Annotated in this window: 10 protein-coding genes; 3 read left to right on the top strand and 7 right to left on the bottom strand. The window is 67.0% G+C overall.

Annotated features, from left to right (window positions below):
• Nucleotides 1–31: 31 nt before the first annotated feature.
• Entirely contained in the window at nt 32–2101 is a 2070-nt protein-coding gene (locus tag AC5P5W_RS03810; protein ID WP_046430216.1) for an EAL domain-containing response regulator, read from the top strand.
• A 114-nt stretch (nt 2102–2215) separates the two neighbouring features.
• On the opposite strand, the gene fabV is transcribed toward AC5P5W_RS03810, so the two are convergent.
• From fabV to queA, 6 genes are all read right to left on the bottom strand, one after another.
• Nucleotides 2216–3475, bottom strand: a complete 1260-nt coding sequence (gene fabV / locus AC5P5W_RS03805; protein ID WP_041863324.1) for an enoyl-ACP reductase FabV — start codon at nt 3473–3475, stop codon at nt 2216–2218.
• A 716-nt stretch (nt 3476–4191) separates the two neighbouring features.
• Complete coding sequence (gene secF / locus AC5P5W_RS03800; protein WP_014646828.1) at nt 4192–5172, bottom strand: protein translocase subunit SecF; 981 nt, start codon at nt 5170–5172, stop codon at nt 4192–4194.
• Between the two features lie 16 nt (nt 5173–5188).
• The gene (gene secD / locus AC5P5W_RS03795) at nt 5189–7045 is read right to left on the bottom strand and encodes a protein translocase subunit SecD (RefSeq protein WP_197575194.1); all 1857 of its coding nucleotides are present in this window, start codon (nt 7043–7045) and stop codon (nt 5189–5191) included.
• Between the two features lie 61 nt (nt 7046–7106).
• Nucleotides 7107–7451 carry a preprotein translocase subunit YajC gene (gene yajC, locus AC5P5W_RS03790; protein WP_014036867.1) on the bottom strand — a complete coding sequence of 115 codons (345 nt, stop codon included), beginning with the start codon at nt 7449–7451 and terminating at the stop codon, nt 7107–7109.
• A 133-nt stretch (nt 7452–7584) separates the two neighbouring features.
• A complete protein-coding gene (gene tgt, locus AC5P5W_RS03785) occupies nt 7585–8715 on the bottom strand; it encodes a tRNA guanosine(34) transglycosylase Tgt (protein WP_014646826.1) in 1131 nt (376 codons plus the stop codon).
• Nucleotides 8716–8813: 98 nt separating this feature from the next.
• Entirely contained in the window at nt 8814–9881 is a 1068-nt protein-coding gene (gene queA, locus AC5P5W_RS03780; protein WP_197575192.1) for a tRNA preQ1(34) S-adenosylmethionine ribosyltransferase-isomerase QueA, read from the bottom strand.
• Between the two features lie 209 nt (nt 9882–10090).
• Between queA and AC5P5W_RS03775 the strand changes: the two genes are divergently transcribed.
• Nucleotides 10091–11587, top strand: coding sequence for an aminotransferase class III-fold pyridoxal phosphate-dependent enzyme (locus AC5P5W_RS03775; protein WP_142234598.1), 1497 nt, complete (start codon nt 10091–10093; stop codon nt 11585–11587).
• Nucleotides 11588–11780: 193 nt separating this feature from the next.
• Entirely contained in the window at nt 11781–12374 is a 594-nt protein-coding gene (locus AC5P5W_RS03770) for a TIGR00730 family Rossman fold protein (protein WP_197575190.1), read from the top strand.
• 19 nt (nt 12375–12393) lie between these two features.
• Here AC5P5W_RS03770 and AC5P5W_RS03765 read toward each other — a convergent pair whose 3' ends face one another.
• Nucleotides 12394–15234 carry a bifunctional diguanylate cyclase/phosphodiesterase gene (locus tag AC5P5W_RS03765; protein WP_046430168.1) on the bottom strand — a complete coding sequence of 947 codons (2841 nt, stop codon included), beginning with the start codon at nt 15232–15234 and terminating at the stop codon, nt 12394–12396.
• Nucleotides 15235–15326 lie beyond the last annotated feature (92 nt).

The following is a 15326-nucleotide window of genomic DNA, read 5'->3' as shown; positions in this document are numbered from 1 at the left end:
GTATCTAGATTCGCAGATTGGGGAGCAGTGCATGCAGAACGCGAACGACATCACCATCCGCCTGCTGATCGTCGATGACAGCGGCGAGAATGCCGAAGCCATCGTCAGCACCCTGCGCAACAGCGGCATCGCGGTACGCCCGTGGCGCCCGCAGGATGCGGCCGAGCTGGCCCAGGTGCTGGCCAGCCAGGCCATCGACCTGGTGCTGGCCTCGCCTTCGCAGGGCATCCCGCTGCAGCTGGCGGCCCAGCACATCGCCGCCAGCGGCAAGGACATCCCGCTGGTGCTGCTGGCCGAGCGCATCGACGAGGACGAACTGGTGCAAGCCAGCAGCCATGGCATCCGCGCCCTCGCCCTGCGCCAGCGCCCCGAGCATCTGCTCGCCGTGGTCCGCGACCAGTGGGTCGACCTGCAGGCGCGTCGCGGCCTGCGCCGGATCGAGGCGCAGATGCGCGAGACCGAGCGCCGCTGCGACGCGCTGATCGCCTCCTCGCGCGACCCCATCGCCTATGTGCATGAAGGCATGCACATCCGCGCCAACGACGCCTATCTGGAGATGTTCGGCTACGAGCATTTCGAGGACATCGAAGGCATTTCGCTGCTGGACATGGTCGCCGCCCAGCACGTGGAGGGCTTCAAACAGCTGCTCAAAGGCCTCAGCCGTGGCGAGGCGCCGCCGCCGCAGTACCAGCTCGACGCGCGCCACGAGGACGGCAGTTCCTTCCCGGCGACGATGGAATTTGCCGCGGCCACCTACGAGGGCGAGTCCTGCCTGCAGGTGGTGCTCCGCCGCCGCATGGAGTTCGACCCCGAGCTGGCACGCGAGGTCGAGGACCTGCGCCAGCGCGACCAGGTCACCGGCCTGCTCAATCGCCCGACCTTCATGCTGCAGCTGGAAAGCGCGGTGGCCCAGGCCGGGCGCAGCGAGGGTCAGTTCGGCCTGCTGCTGATCGAGCCTGACCACTACGCGCGCCTGCTGCCGGATATCGGCCTGGCGTCGGCCGACATCCTGATCGGCGCTCTCGCCGCCCTGCTGGCCGAGGTGGTCGGCGAGGACGCGCAACTGGCCCGCTTCGGCGAACACAATTTCGCCGTGCTGCAGGCCGGGCCCTACGCGCAGACCGTGGCGCTGGCCGAGCGCATCCGCGAAGCCTATGCCGCACATGTCTTCAGCATCGGCGCACGCTCGGCCACGGTGACGGTCAGCATCGGTGGCGTGCAGGTGGGCGAGAAGATCGCCAGCATCGGCCAGGTGCTGGCGCGCGCCAGCGACTGCACCCAGGCCGCCGCCGAACTGGGCAACACCTGCCGCATCTTCGACCCGGCTGCCGCCGACCGTGTCGAGGAAGAACGCGTACAGCGCTGGGTTGCGCGCATCCGCGAGGCGCTGGCCGGCGACGGCTTCCAGCTGCACTACCAGCCGGTGCTGAACCTGCAGGGCGAGCCACTGGAGCTGTACGAGGCCTACCTGCGCCTGGAGAACAATGGCGAGCTGCTGAGCCCGACCGCGTTCCTGGGCATCGCCGAGGAACACGGCCTGTTGGCCGACATCAACCGCTGGGTGGTCTCGCAGGCCATCGCGGTGCTCGGCCAGCGGGCACGCGAGGGCAACGCCACCCAGGTGCTGGTGAAGGTGACGCCGGAATCGTTCGACGACCCGCAGATGATCGCCACGCTGCGCCGCGAACTGCAGGCACAGGGCGTGCCCGGCGAACGGCTGTGGCTGCATGCGCCGGAAGCGAAGGTTTTCACCCACCTGCGCAGTGCGCAGCAGTTCCTAGCCGAAGTGGCGCCGCTGGGCTGCCGCATCGGCCTGGAGCAGTTCGGTTCGGGGCTGGATTCATTCCAGCTGCTGGCCCACTTCCAGCCGCAGTTCCTCAAGCTGGACCGGGGCTTCACCAGCGACCTGGCCGCCACGCGCGAGAACATCGACCGCATCAGCCAGATCACCGCGCGCGCACAGGAAGCGGGTATCCGCACCATTGCCGAGTTCGTCAGCGATGCCAACTCGATGACGCTGCTGTTCAGTGCCGGCGTGGATTACGTGCAGGGCGACTTCGTCGGCCCGGCGCTGCCGGAGATGGGCTTCGAGTTCGGGTGACGCCTCTCTGTAGAGCCGAGCCACGCTCGGCTGCGGGACTCAAGCGAAGAGCAGCCGAGCATGGCTCGGCTCTACACAAACGAGAAGGCCGGCGTTCGCCGGCCTTTTCGTTGATCAGGTCATGTCGACCAGATTTTCGATCTTCACGTCCGGATTGACGTCGGCCTCGTAGTCCACGCCCTCCACGCCGAAGCCGAACAGGCGCAGGAAGTCGGCCTTGTAGCCGGCCAGATCGCTGATCTCGTACAGGTTCTCGTTGGTCACCTGCGGCCACAGCGCGACCACCCTGCCCTGCACATCTGCGGCCATTTCCTTGTAATCGGCGCGCAGGCGGCCTTCCTCATCGATCAGCGCAACGGTGCGGCCATCGCCATCGACCAGGTCGTGGCGCAGGCGATCGATCGCCACGCCGTCGGCCTTGCCGCCGTAGAGGATGTCGTACAGCACGTCCAGCTGTTCGATGCAGCCTTCGTGGGTGCCCTTTTCCTTCATCACCTTGAACAGCAGCGACAGGTACAGCGGCATGGTCGGAATGGCCGAGCTGGCCTGGGTCACCACCGCCTTCAGCACCGATACGCGTGCATCGCCACCGATCTTGGCCAGCTTCTCGCGCAGGCCCAGCACCTTGGTGTCCAGGTCCTTCTTGGCCGCACCGATCGAGCCATTCCAGTAGATCGCCTGGGTGATCTCTTCGCCCACGTAGGTGAAGGCGGTGGTGGTGCAGCCGTTGGCCAGCACGCCGGCATCGGCGAGCGCGTCGATCCACATCTGCCAGTCTTCGCCGCCCATCACCGCGACGGTACCGGCGATCTCTTCCGGGGTAGCCGGCTGCAGGTGGGTCTCGGTCAGCACTTCCTTGTCGGTATCCAGGCCACGCAGGGTGATCGGCTCGCCGATCGGCTTCAGCGAGGAGCTGATGATCTCGCCGGTCTTCGGATGCTTGCGGCGCGGCGCCGCCAGGCTGTAGACAACCTGGTCGACCTGGCCGAGATCGGCCTTGATCATTTCGATGGTCTTCGCCTTCACTTCATCGGAGAAGGCATCGCCGTTGATGCTCTTGGCATACAGGCCGGCTTCGTCGGCGTACTTGTGGAACGCAGCCGAGTTGTACCAGCCCGCCGTGCCCGGCTTGGTCTCGCTGCCCGGCCGTTCGAAGAAGATGCCGAGGGTGGCGGCGCCACTGCCAAAGGCAGCGGTGATGCGCGCGGCCAGGCCGTAGCCGGTCGAGGCACCGATCACCAGCACCCGCTTGGGACCGTTCTGGATCGGTGGGCGCGCGCGGATGTAGTCGATCTGCTGCTTGACCGCGGCCTCGCAGCCGGTCGGGTGGGTGGTGACGCAGATGAAGCCGCGGACGCGCGGTTTGATGACCATGGATACCTCGGGTTGGCAGATGCGGCGCACGGGGCGCTCAGCAGGAATACGGGCGCGCGCCTGCGCGCGCGAACCGCAGGATCGTAGTGCGCGGGGGACGATTGCACAACCGACGCTGGCGTAGGGTGGGGTTTCTCTTTGCAGGGCTGCACCCTGCACACGCGGTAGTGCCGGCCGCTGGCCGGCAACCTCAACAGCAGCGTCAAAAGCGGGGTTCCTGTGGGTTGGCGGGGTGGATCCGGTTGCGGGGGGCGCTGCAAGTACGTCCATGTAAGCTCGGTCGCCGCATCCATGCGGCTCACGCCCCCGCAACCGGACCCACCCCGCCTTCGACAGATTTCCGCGACCTGTCGGGACAGCATTCTTCTCTGGTGGGTGTCGCCCTTGGTCGACATGGTAGATCTGATTCCAGTCTGATTATCGATATCTGATAGATGTGTCGACCAAGGTCGACACCTACCAACAGCCGCAGGAATCTGTCAGAGGCGGGGCGGTGTCGGAGTGCGGGGTGTCAGCCGCATGGATGCGGCTGCCAAGCCTACACGGACGTACTTGCGGCGTCCCCGCACTCCGACACCGTCCCGCCCAACCACGGAATGCACCCTGTTGCTGTTGCCGGCCAGCGGCCGGCACTACCGTGGGTGCAGGGCTGCAAGCCCTGCACACAAAAAACCCCGCTTGCGCGGGGTTCTCTGTGTGCCGCATGCAGCAGATGCTTACGGGCGACGGGCCAGGGCCTCGACGTCCTTCGCCTTCGGCAGCAGGTCCTGCTTGCTGACGCGCAGGAAGCCGATCGTCAGCATCGGCACCGCGACCAGGATCGAGGACAGCACCACGATCACCGCACCGATCATGTGCGTCTCGGCCAGGCCTTCCATCGACGCACCGCCGTACAGGTACAGGGCAAGCGCCGACAGGAAGAACATCACCGCGGTGATCACCGTACGCGACAGCGTCTGGTTGATCGAACGGTTCAGCACCTCCATCGAGTCCACGCGCAGGCTGCGGAAGTTCTCGCGGACGCGGTCGAACACCACGATGATGTCGTTGATCGCAAAGCCCATCACCGACAGCAGGCCGGCCAGCACGGTCAGGTCGAACTCACGGCCCAGCAGGGACACGTAGGCGACCGTCACGATCAGGTCGAACATCGCCACGATGCTGGCGGTGACCGCGAACTTCCATTCGAAGCGCACCGCGATGTAGATCAGGAAGCCGGCCAGCATGAAGATGGTGGCGTACAGGCCGTTCTTCGCCAGGTCCTTGCCGATCTGCGGGCCGACGAATGCGGTACTCATCACCGTGGCCTGGTTGTCGGCGCTGGACAGCACCTTCACCACGGCCGCGGCGGTGGCCTTGTCCTCGGCAGCGGCATCACCGGTGCCCGGCGCATGCTCGCCGTGCGGCGCCAGGCGGATCAGCAGGTCGGTATTGCCACCGACGCTCTGCACCTGGGCACCGTCGAAGCCGTTCTGCTCCAGCTTGGCGCGGACCTGCTCGACGTCCACGGCCTTCTCGAAACGCGTTTCGATCAGGGTGCCGCCGGTGAAGTCCAGTGCGTAGTTGAAGCCCTTGATGCCGATGATGGCGACCGAGGCCAGGAACACCACGATGGTGACTGCCATGGCGACATGGCGCCAGCGCATGAAGTCGATCTTGGTGTCGTTCGGGAGGATGTGCAGCGGAAACAGTTTCATTGTGCGTGTCGTCCCGTCAGATGGCCACGTTCTGGAGCTTCTTGCGACGGCCGTAGATCAGCGTCGCCAGCGCACGCGACACGGTGATCGCAGTGAACATGGAGGCGAAAATACCGATGATCATGGTCAGCGCGAAGCCCTTCAGCGGACCGGTACCGAATGCGAACAGCGCCACGCCGACGATCAGGCCGGTCAGGTTGGCGTCGAGGATGGTGCCCGAGGCACGCTCGTAACCGGTCACGATCGCGGTCTTGCCCGGCACGCCGGCGCGCAGTTCTTCACGGATACGCTCGTTGATCAGCACGTTGGCGTCCACCGACAGGCCCACCGACAACGCCAGGCCGGCGAAGCCCGGCAGGGTCATGGTGGCGCCGAACAGCGACATCACCGCCACCACGATCAGCAGGTTGAACAGCATCGCCGCCGAGGTGATCACACCGAACATGCGGTAGTAGATGCTGAAGAACACCAGGGTGAACAGGAACGCGAACACCACCGCGCGCATGCCGTTCTTGACGTTCTCGGCGCCCAGGCTCGGGCCGACCACGCGCTCTTCGACGAAGTCCATCGGCGCGGCCAGCGAGCCGGACTTCAGCAGCTTGGCCAGGTCCTCGGCTTCCTTCTTCTGCAGGCCGGTGGTCTGGAAGTTCTTGCCGAACACGCCGTTGATGTTGGCCACCGAGATCACTTCCTCGTTGACCTTGAAGCCACGCACTTCCTGGCCGTCGACGACGGTCACGGTCGGCACGCGTTCGGTGTAGACCACCGCCATCGGCTTGTTCACGTTGGCGCTGGTGAAGTCGAACATGCGCTGGCCGCCGACATTGTTCAGCGTCACGCTGACGGCCGGGGAGCCACTATTCGAATCGGTCACCGCCTGCGCGCCGACCATCTGGTCACCGGTGACGATCACGCGCTTGTTCAGCAGGATCGGGCCGCGGCCATCACGCTGCTGGTAAACCTTCGCTTCCGGCGGGATGCGGCCGGAATTGATGGCGTCCTGCGCATTGCCCTCGACCACCGCGCGGTACTCCAGGGTGGCGGTGGCGCCGATCATGCGCTTGGCTTCGGCGGTGTCCTGCACGCCCGGCAGCTGCACGACCACACGGTCGGCACCCTGGCGCTGGATGATCGGCTCGGCCACGCCGAGCTGGTTCACGCGGTTGCGCAGGGTGTTGATGTTCTGCTCGATGGCGCCGTTGGCGATCTGCGTGATCTCGGTCTCCGGCACGGTGACCGTGATGCGGTTGCCGCTGACGTCATAGCCGAGCGTCGGCTGTGCCTTGACCAGGGCGGCACGGGCACGCTGCGCGGCGTCGTCACCGGCGGACGGGCTCAGGTTGGCCACGATGCTGTTGTCCGCACGGCGCTCCACCGACTGGTAGGCGATGCGGGCGTCACGCAGGGTGCTGCGCACGTCTTCGGTGTAGGCATCCAGGCGCTTGTCGAGGGCGGCCTTCTGGTCGACCTGCAGCACGAAGTGCACGCCACCCTGAAGGTCCAGGCCGAGCACCATCGGGCGACCGCCCAGCCGGGCCAGCCAGTCCGGCACGGTCGAGGCCAGGTTCAGGGCCACCGTGTACTTCTCGCCGACGGTGTCGCGCAGGGCATCGCTGGCCGCAGACTGCGACTTCAGGTCCGGCAGGCGGACGATCAGGCTTTCCCCTTCCTTTTCGGCACCGATGGCAGTGACCCCGGCCTTCTTCAGGTCGGCCAGCACACGGTCGCGCAGCACATCGTCGATCTGCCCGCCACGGTTGGCGGTGATCTGGATGGCCGGGTCCTTCTGGTAGATGTTGGGCAGCGCGTACAGCGCACTGAGCGCCAGTACGATCAGGATGACGACGTACTTCCAGCGTGGAAATTCGAGCATTGCTTGGGTCCCGCGCGGCGCCATCCCCGGCGCCGCGGTTGTGCTTCGGAAAGGGAGTGGCTTACTTGGCCGAATCCAGGGTGCCGGTCGGCAGCACGCTGCCGACAGCGCCCTTCTGCACGCGGATGCGCACGTTCTCGGCCACTTCGATGGTGATGAAGTTGTCGCCGATGTCGGTGACCTTGCCGGCGATGCCACCGTTGGTCAGCACTTCGTCGCCACGCTTGATCTTCTCCAGCATGGACTTGTGTTCCTTCTGCCGCTTCATCTGCGGGCGGATCATCAGGAAGTACATGATGGCGATCAGGATGATCGGGAACAGCAGCGTGGTCAGGCCCATGCCCTGCGGTTGGCCGCCGGCGGCCTGGGCGTGGGCGGCGGGAATCAGGAAAGCAAGCAGGTTCATCGTTGGTCCTTTGGTTGGGCGGCGCTCCCGTCCCTTCAGGGACGGGGGTGTCGACCGCGGATCTGGGTCAGCCTTGAAGTATGCCACGGCCCCGGGCGTTCGTCCTTGGGCCGTTTGGCAGGGGGCGTTCGGGTTACAGCGGCGGGGCCACCGCCCCGCGTGCCGCGTAGAAGGACTCACGGAAGGCCAGGAAGGTTCCCGCCTCGATCGCCGCGCGGATGTCGGCCATCAGCTTTTCGTAGTAGAACAGGTTGTGCAGGGTGCCCAGCATCGGCGCCAGCATCTCGTTGCAGCGGTCCAGGTGGCGCAGGTAGGAACGGGTGTAGCCGCCGGTGCAGGCCACGCAGCCACAACCCGGCTCGATCGGGTCCATGTCCCGCGCGTACTGGGAGTTGCGGATGCGGACGGTGCCGAACGAGGTGAAATAGTGGCCGTTGCGGGCGTTGCGGGTCGGCATCACGCAATCGAACATGTCCACGCCACGTGCGACACCCTCGACCAGGTCCTCCGGCCGGCCCACGCCCATCAGGTAGCGCGGGCGGTCGCCCGGCAGCTCCGGGTCCAGGTGGTCGAGCATGGCGTTGCGCTCGTGCTCCGGCTCGCCCACGGCCAGGCCGCCGATGGCGTAGCCGTCGAAGCCGATCGCCTGCAGGGCGTCGGCCGAGCGGCTGCGCAGGTCGGTATGCACGCCGCCCTGGACGATGCCGAACAGGGCCGCGTCGTTGCCCAGTTCGTCATGCGCGTTGCGGCTGCGCTGCGCCCAGCGCAGGCTCAACTCCATCGAACGGCGGGCAACGTCCTCGGTGGCCGGGTACGGGGTGCATTCGTCGAAGATCATCACGATGTCCGAATCGAGCACCTTCTGGATCTTCATGCTCTCCTCGGGACCGAGGAAGACCCGTGCGCCGTCGGTCGGCGAGGCGAAGGTCACGCCCTGCTCGGTGATCTTGCGGCGGTGCGCCAGCGAGAACACCTGGAAGCCGCCGGAGTCGGTCAGGATCGGGCCATCCCAGCGGCAGAAGCCGTGCAGGCCGCCGTGGTCGGCGATGATGTCCAGGCCCGGGCGCAGGTACAGGTGGAAGGTATTGCCGAGGATGATCTCGGCGCCCAGCGCGCGCACCTGGTCCGGCAGGATGCCCTTGACCGAGCCATAGGTCCCCACCGGCATGAAGGCCGGCGTTTCCACCGTGCCACGCGGGAAGGTCAGGCGGCCACGGCGGGCACGGCCGTCGCGGGTCTGGAGCTGGAACTGCAGTCGGGACATGGAGCGGTCATTGGGGCAAATAGTTACCCATTGTCTCCCAAGAAGGCGTGCGCACCAAGGTGCGCACCCACAGGGGGCCCCTGCCCTCCCGGGGCGCGCTACCCCGCCTGCGGGAACAGCAGCATCGCGTCGCCGTAGCTGAAGAAGCGGTAGCGCTGCTCGATCGCGTGCTGGTAGGCCTCGAACACGCGCTCCTTGCCGGCAAACGCGGAGATCATCATCAGCAGCGTGCTTTCCGGCAGGTGGAAGTTGGTCACCATCGCGTCCACGCTGCGGATGCGGTAGCCGGGGGTGATGAAGATCTGCGTCTCGCCGGCGAACGGCAGCAGCTCGCCATCACGCATCGCGCTTTCCAGCGCGCGCACCACGGTGGTGCCGACGCCGATCACGCGGCCGCCGGCGGCGCGCGTGCGCCGCACCTGCTGCACCAGTTCGGCACCGACATTCAGCCACTCGCGGTGCATCACGTGGTCCTTCAGGTCTTCGGCACGCACCGGCTGGAAGGTGCCCGCGCCCACGTGCAGGGTGACGTGGCCGAGCTCCACGCCCTTTTCCTTCAGTGCGGCCAGCAACGGTTCGTCGAAATGCAGGCCCGCGGTCGGTGCCGCCACCGCGCCCACTTCACGCGCGAACACGGTCTGGTAGCGCTCGCGGTCGTCCACGCCCGGCTCGCGCTGGATGTACGGCGGCAGCGGCAGGCGGCCGGCATGCAGCAGCCACTGCTCCAGCGACTCGGGCACGTGGAACTGCAGCACGTAGAACTCGCCATCGCGGCCCAGCACCTCGGCTTCGCCACCGGCATCCAGCGCGATGCGGCTGCCGGCCTTCGGCGACTTGCTGGCGCCCACCTGGGCACGGGCCTGCTGGCCGCCGAGCAAGCGCTCGATCAGGATCTCCACGCGGCCGCCGCTGGCCTTCTGCCCGAACAGGCGCGCCGGGATCACCCGGGTGTCGTTGAACACCAGCAGGTCGCCCGGCTGCAGCAGCGACGGAAGGTCACGCACCTGCAGGTCGGTGAACGCGGTGGGGGCTTGCGGCACCAGCAGCAGGCGGCTGGCGGAACGCTCGGCCAGGGGCGCCTGCGCGATCAGTTCGGCCGGCAGGTCGTAGTTGAAATCGGACTTCTTCAAGGCAGTGGGCGGCAACAGGTCGACAATGGCGCGCATTGTACGTCCAGCGTCTGCGAGCCGGCGTGCTTCGCGGCGAACGTCGCGCAAAATGCTGCTATGCAGCAGGTTTTTGCGGGGTTATCGCGCAAAAAAACAAGTGCTAGCATCGAGTCGGAAGTCCGCTGCACTAGCCTGCCCCCAAGCGCGCGTTGACGCGCGTTTTGCTTTTGAAGGCCCGTGCGACCCATCGTTTCAGGAGATCTGCAATGAGCTTCATCGAACGCCTCGCCCCCCTGCGCACCCAGCCCGGCACCCGCCTCACCACCGGCCTGGACGACGCCACCCTGACCGCCCTGTCCGTCCGCCACCCGCAGCTGATCGCCGCAGTGGATGCCGCCGCCGAGGAGTTCGCGCGCGTGCAGGCCGACCTGGGGCCGCTGCTGGCGCAGGACGAACAGGCGCAGATCGACGCGATGCAGGACGGCTTCGTCAATTTCTACGCCGATGATGCAGTGACCCCGTACGTGGCGCTGGCCGCGCGTGGCCCCTGGGTGGTCACCCTGAAGGGCGCGGTGCTGTACGACGCCGGCGGCTACGGCATGCTCGGCTTCGGGCACACCCCGGATGCCGTGCTGGAGGCGATGGCACGCCCACAGGTGATGGCCAACATCATGACCCCCAGCCTGTCGCAGCAGCGCTTCATCGCGGCCCTGCGCACCGAGATCGGCCACCGCCGTGGCGGCTGCCCGTTCGCGCGCTTCATGTGCCTGAATTCCGGCTCCGAGGCGGTTGGCCTGGCCGCGCGCATCGCCGACGTCAACGCCAAGCTGCAGACCGACCCGGGCGCGCGCCACGCCGGCGCCACGATCAAGCGCGTGGTGGTCAAGGGCAGCTTCCATGGCCGTACCGACCGCCCTGCCCTGTATTCCGATTCCAGCCGCAAGAGCTACATGCAGCACCTGGCCAGCTACCGCGGCGAGGATTCGGTGATCACCGTGGCGCCGTACGACGAGACCGGCCTGCGCAAGGTGTTCGAGGACGCCGCACGCAACCAGTGGTTCATCGAGGCGGTGTTCCTGGAACCGGTAATGGGCGAAGGCGACCCGGGCCGTTCGGTGCCGCCGGCGTTCTATGCCGTGGCCCGTGAGCTGACCCGTGCGCACGGCAGCCTGCTGCTGCTGGACTCGATCCAGGCTGGTCTGCGCGCGCATGGCGTGCTGTCGGTGGTCGATTACCCGGGCTTCGAAGGCCTGGATCCGCCGGACATGGAGACCTACTCCAAGGCGCTCAACGCCGCGCAGTACCCGCTGTCGGTGCTGGCGGTGACCGAGCACGCCGCGCAGCTGTACCGCAAGGGCATCTACGGCAACACCATGACCAGCAACCCACGCGCGCTGGACGTGGCCTGTGCCACCCTGGCGCAGCTGACCCCGCAGGTGCGTGCCAACATCGCCGAACGCGGTGCCGAGGCCGTGCGCAAGCTGGAACAGCTCAAGAGCGAACTGGGTGGCCTGATCACCAAGGTGCAGGGCACCGGCCTGCTGTTCTCCTGCGAGCTGGCCCCGCAGTTCAAGTGCTACGGCGCCAATTCCACCGAGGAATGGCTGCGCCAGCACGGCATCAACGTGATCCACGGCGGCGAGAATTCGCTGCGCTTCACCCCGCACTTCGGCATGGACAGCGATGAGCTGGACCTGCTGGTCGGCATGGTGGGCCGCGCCCTGCGTGAAGGCCCGCGCCGCGAACAGGCGGCTGCCGCGTAAGCCTGCTTGGCGTTTGTAGAGTCGAGCCATGCTCGACTCAGCCTTTGCCGCGATCTGAACGAAGCGCAGCCGAGCGTGGCTCGGCTCTACAGAAGGCCTGTCAAGGCCTCATAATCCACCGACACCCCGTCCCTGACCGCCCTGCGGTTGGCGACGGGGCGTTTTCGCTTCCGGCCAAGAGACAGGAAGATCCATGAAATCGATCTGTGTGTACTGTGGTTCCAACGCTGGCAGCAAGCCGGCCTACACCGAACGCGCCATTGCCATGGGTGATCGCATCGCCCGTGACGGCCTGCGCCTGGTGTATGGCGGCGGCAACGTCGGCCTGATGGGAACCGTGGCCAATGCCGTGCTCGCCGCCGGCGGGGAGGTGACCGGCGTGATCCCGCGACAGCTGGCCGACTGGGAAGTGGCCCACCGCGGCCTGACCGAACTGGAGATCGTCGGTTCGATGCATGAGCGCAAGTCGCGCATGTTCGACCTCGCCGATGGCTTCGTCGCCCTGCCCGGCGGCTTCGGCACCATGGAAGAGATCTTCGAGATGCTGACCTGGCGCCAGCTGGGCATCGGCAACAAGCCATGCGCCTTCCTCGACGTGGAAGGCTTCTACGCCCCGCTGATCGGCATGATCGATCGCATGGTGGAAGAGCGCTTCCTGCATCCGGACCAGCGCCAGGACCTGTGGTACGGCTCGGACATCGAGGAAATGCTGGAGTGGATGCAGAACTATCAGCCGGCCCAGGCTTCCAAGTGGATCGACGAGAAGCGTCGCTCCGCCCTGCGCTGAGGCGACCCGGCGCGGTGGCTCAGGCCACCGCGCCCTCCCACGGCGCCGGACGGCCCAGCAGGTAGCCCTGGCCGTAGTCGCAACCAAGTTCGCGCAGCGTCTGCCGCTGCGCTTCGGTCTCGATGCCTTCGCCGATGGTTTCGATGCCCAAGGTGCGGGCCAGTGACAACACGCCCTCGACCAGCGCGCGCGTGCTCTGCACTTCCGGCCCATGCAGGCCGGCGATGAAGCTCTGGTCGATCTTCAACGTGCTGATCGGGAAGCGGTGCAGGTAGGACAGCGCCGAGAAGCCGGTACCGAAATCGTCCAGCTGCACCTGGATGCCACGCTCGCGCAGGCCCTGCAGGATGCGCAGCGTGTGCGGGCCATCATCCAGCAGCGCCACCTCGGTAATCTCCAGGCGCAGCCGGCGCGGGTCGGCACCGCATGCATCGAGCAGACCGAACAGGCGGCCACTGAACTCGGCCGAGCGGAAATGGCGTGGCGATACGTTCACCGAGACATAGCCGTGGCCGCCTTCGGCCAGTCCCGCGATGACCTGTTCGTAGATCAGCCAGTCGACCTGCTCGATCAGGCCGCTTTCCTCGCCCAGCTCCAGGAACGCCCCGGGCAGCAACAGGCCACGACGCTCGTGGCGCCAGCGCAGCAAGGCCTCGTGCCCCACCACTTCGCCATCGGACAGGCGCACGATCGGCTGGTAGAACGGCACGAAGTCGCGGTTGTTGATCGCACGCCGCAGATCCGCTTCCAGGTCCAGGCTGCGCATCGCTTCTTCGCGCATGTCTTCGTCGAAGATCGCGCAGCGGTCATGACCCTGCGCCTTGGCCCGGTACATCGCCGCGTCTGCGTCGCGCAGCAGTTCTTCACCGGTCCGGTAGCGCGGGTTCCACAAGGCGATGCCCAGGCTGCCGGACGGGAACAGTTCGCGCCCGGCGATCCACATCGATTCCTGCAGTGCCAGCAACAGCCGCTGGCCGAACTCCAGCGCCTGTGCCAGCCCCTGCGGACACTGCAGCAGCACCGCGAACTCATCGCCGCCCAGCCGCGCCACCACGTCATCGGTGCCGGCCATCGATACGATGCGCTTGGCCACCTCCACCAGCATGCGATCGCCGGCAGCGTGGCCGATGCTGTCGTTGACCAGCTTGAAGCGGTCCAGGTCGAGGAACAGCACGGCAAACACCGGCCCACCCTCGCGCTTGGCCAGCGCCAGCGCATCCTGCAGGCGATCGAGCAGGTGCAGGCGGTTGGGCAGGCCGGTCAGCGCATCGTGCATGGCCTGATGGGTCAGGCGCTGCTCGGCACGCAGGCGCTCGCCGATCTGCCCGAGCAGCTTCTCGTTGACCTCGGCCAGCTCGCGGGTACGTTCCTCCACGCGCTTTTCCAGCTCGGCATGCGCCGAACGCAGCTGCTGCTGGTCGCGCTGGCGCGCCAGCCCGGTTCCGATGTTCTGTGCAACGAAGGTCAACAAGCGCTGATCGTGCACGCTGAACGTGCTGTTCTCGCTGTAGCTCTGCACCACGATCGCGCCGACCACCTCGTCATCGCGCAGCAGCGGCACACCCAGCCAGCAATGCGAACGTGCGCCCGATTCGCGCACTTCACCGCTGGCCAGCAGTGCGTCGATCTGCTGCCGCGAAGCCAGCAACGGACGCCGGTTGCGCACTACGTACTCGGTCAGGCCGCGGCTGAACGGGCGTGGCGCACGGCTGGCGTTGTGCTCGTCCACCGAGTAGACGAAGTCCAGGCCGCTGCCGGCCCCGTTCACCAGCGCGATATAGAAATTGCGCGCGTCAAGCAGGCGCCCGACCACGCCATGCACCTGCCCGTAGAACTGGGCCAGGCTGTCGGCCGACATCGCCATCTCGGCGATGTTGTACAGCGCGGTCTGCAGCTGCTCTGCGCGGCGGCGCTCGGCCACTTCATCCTGCAGGCTGTGGTTGGCACGCTGCAGCTCCAGCGTGCGCCGCTCCACCTGCTGTTCCAGCCGGACCTGCGCCTGGCGCCGGTCCATCGCGGTCTGCACGTGCTGCGCGACAAAACCCAGCAGCGCCCGCTCGGCCTCGCCATAACGGGCCGCCAGCTCATAGCTCTGCACCACGATGGCGCCGCATACCCGGCCATCGCGCAGCATCGGCACGCCCAGCCAGTCCAGGCTCTCCGGTCCACGCTGCGGGTCGTGCTCCTGCTCGACCACGCGCGCCAGCAACTCGCGCGAGGGGCCGCTGAGCGGCTTGCCGTGGCGCAGCAACGCCACGGTCAGGCTGCGCGGCATCTCGTCGGCGTCATGGCTCTGCGACGGATCGGCGACGAAGTCATCGACCTGGTCGGCGAAGTACAGGAAGCGGATCTGGTCGCGGACATCGTCGTACTCGACGATGTAGCAGTTTTCCGCGTACATCAGCGTGCCAAGCACGCCGTGCACGTGACGCAGCATCTCCGACATCTCCAGGTCGGCGCCAGCCAGATCGGCGATCTGGAACAGCGCCTGCTGCAGCCGTTCAGCTTCTTCCAGCGCCTTGATCTGCCCGGCCTGGCGACCGCGCTGCAGCGCCAGCTCCATGGCCTGCCGGGCCAGCCCCCACCACGCCGCTGAAGGCACGGCGCCTTCGACCGACAACTGCAGGCGGGCACCGTCATATTCCCAGCCATGGCAACCGTTGCCCACGCCGGGCACCGTCAACGCGTCGGCCGCCGCGACAGCCGGCCAGCCGCCCTGTCCGCGGCCCAGCTGCGGGTCATCCCAGCCAACGCGGACCACGGCCGAGTCCGGCAGCAGCGCATGCAATGCGCGCACCAGCGCCGTGCTCAGCACGGCCTCGTGTGGTGGCTCTTCCGCCGGTTCAACGTGCGTGGACAAATGACAATCTCTCGGCGCCGTCTGTGCGTCGCCTCCCCTGAGCCGCCGAGCATAGCGCGCCACCCGGGGGGCAATGGAAGCCCGTAAACCCC

This window comes from Stenotrophomonas sp. YJH_SMC_123, assembly GCF_059368215.1.
This window is presented reverse-complemented; position numbering and strand designations above follow the sequence as displayed.

Excerpts from the sequence above, each read along its gene's own strand:
- AC5P5W_RS03810 (WP_046430216.1), top strand. The coding sequence starts at position 32 with ATGCAGAACGCGAACGACATCACCATCCGCCTGCTGATCGTCGATGAC.
- fabV (WP_041863324.1), bottom strand. The coding sequence starts at position 3,475 with ATGGTCATCAAACCGCGCGTCCGCGGCTTCATCTGCGTCACCACCCAC.
- secF (WP_014646828.1), bottom strand. The coding sequence starts at position 5,172 with ATGAAACTGTTTCCGCTGCACATCCTCCCGAACGACACCAAGATCGAC.
- secD (WP_197575194.1), bottom strand. The coding sequence starts at position 7,045 with ATGCTCGAATTTCCACGCTGGAAGTACGTCGTCATCCTGATCGTACTG.
- yajC (WP_014036867.1), bottom strand. The coding sequence starts at position 7,451 with ATGAACCTGCTTGCTTTCCTGATTCCCGCCGCCCACGCCCAGGCCGCC.
- tgt (WP_014646826.1), bottom strand. The coding sequence starts at position 8,715 with ATGTCCCGACTGCAGTTCCAGCTCCAGACCCGCGACGGCCGTGCCCGC.
- queA (WP_197575192.1), bottom strand. The coding sequence starts at position 9,881 with ATGCGCGCCATTGTCGACCTGTTGCCGCCCACTGCCTTGAAGAAGTCC.
- AC5P5W_RS03775 (WP_142234598.1), top strand. The coding sequence starts at position 10,091 with ATGAGCTTCATCGAACGCCTCGCCCCCCTGCGCACCCAGCCCGGCACC.
- AC5P5W_RS03770 (WP_197575190.1), top strand. The coding sequence starts at position 11,781 with ATGAAATCGATCTGTGTGTACTGTGGTTCCAACGCTGGCAGCAAGCCG.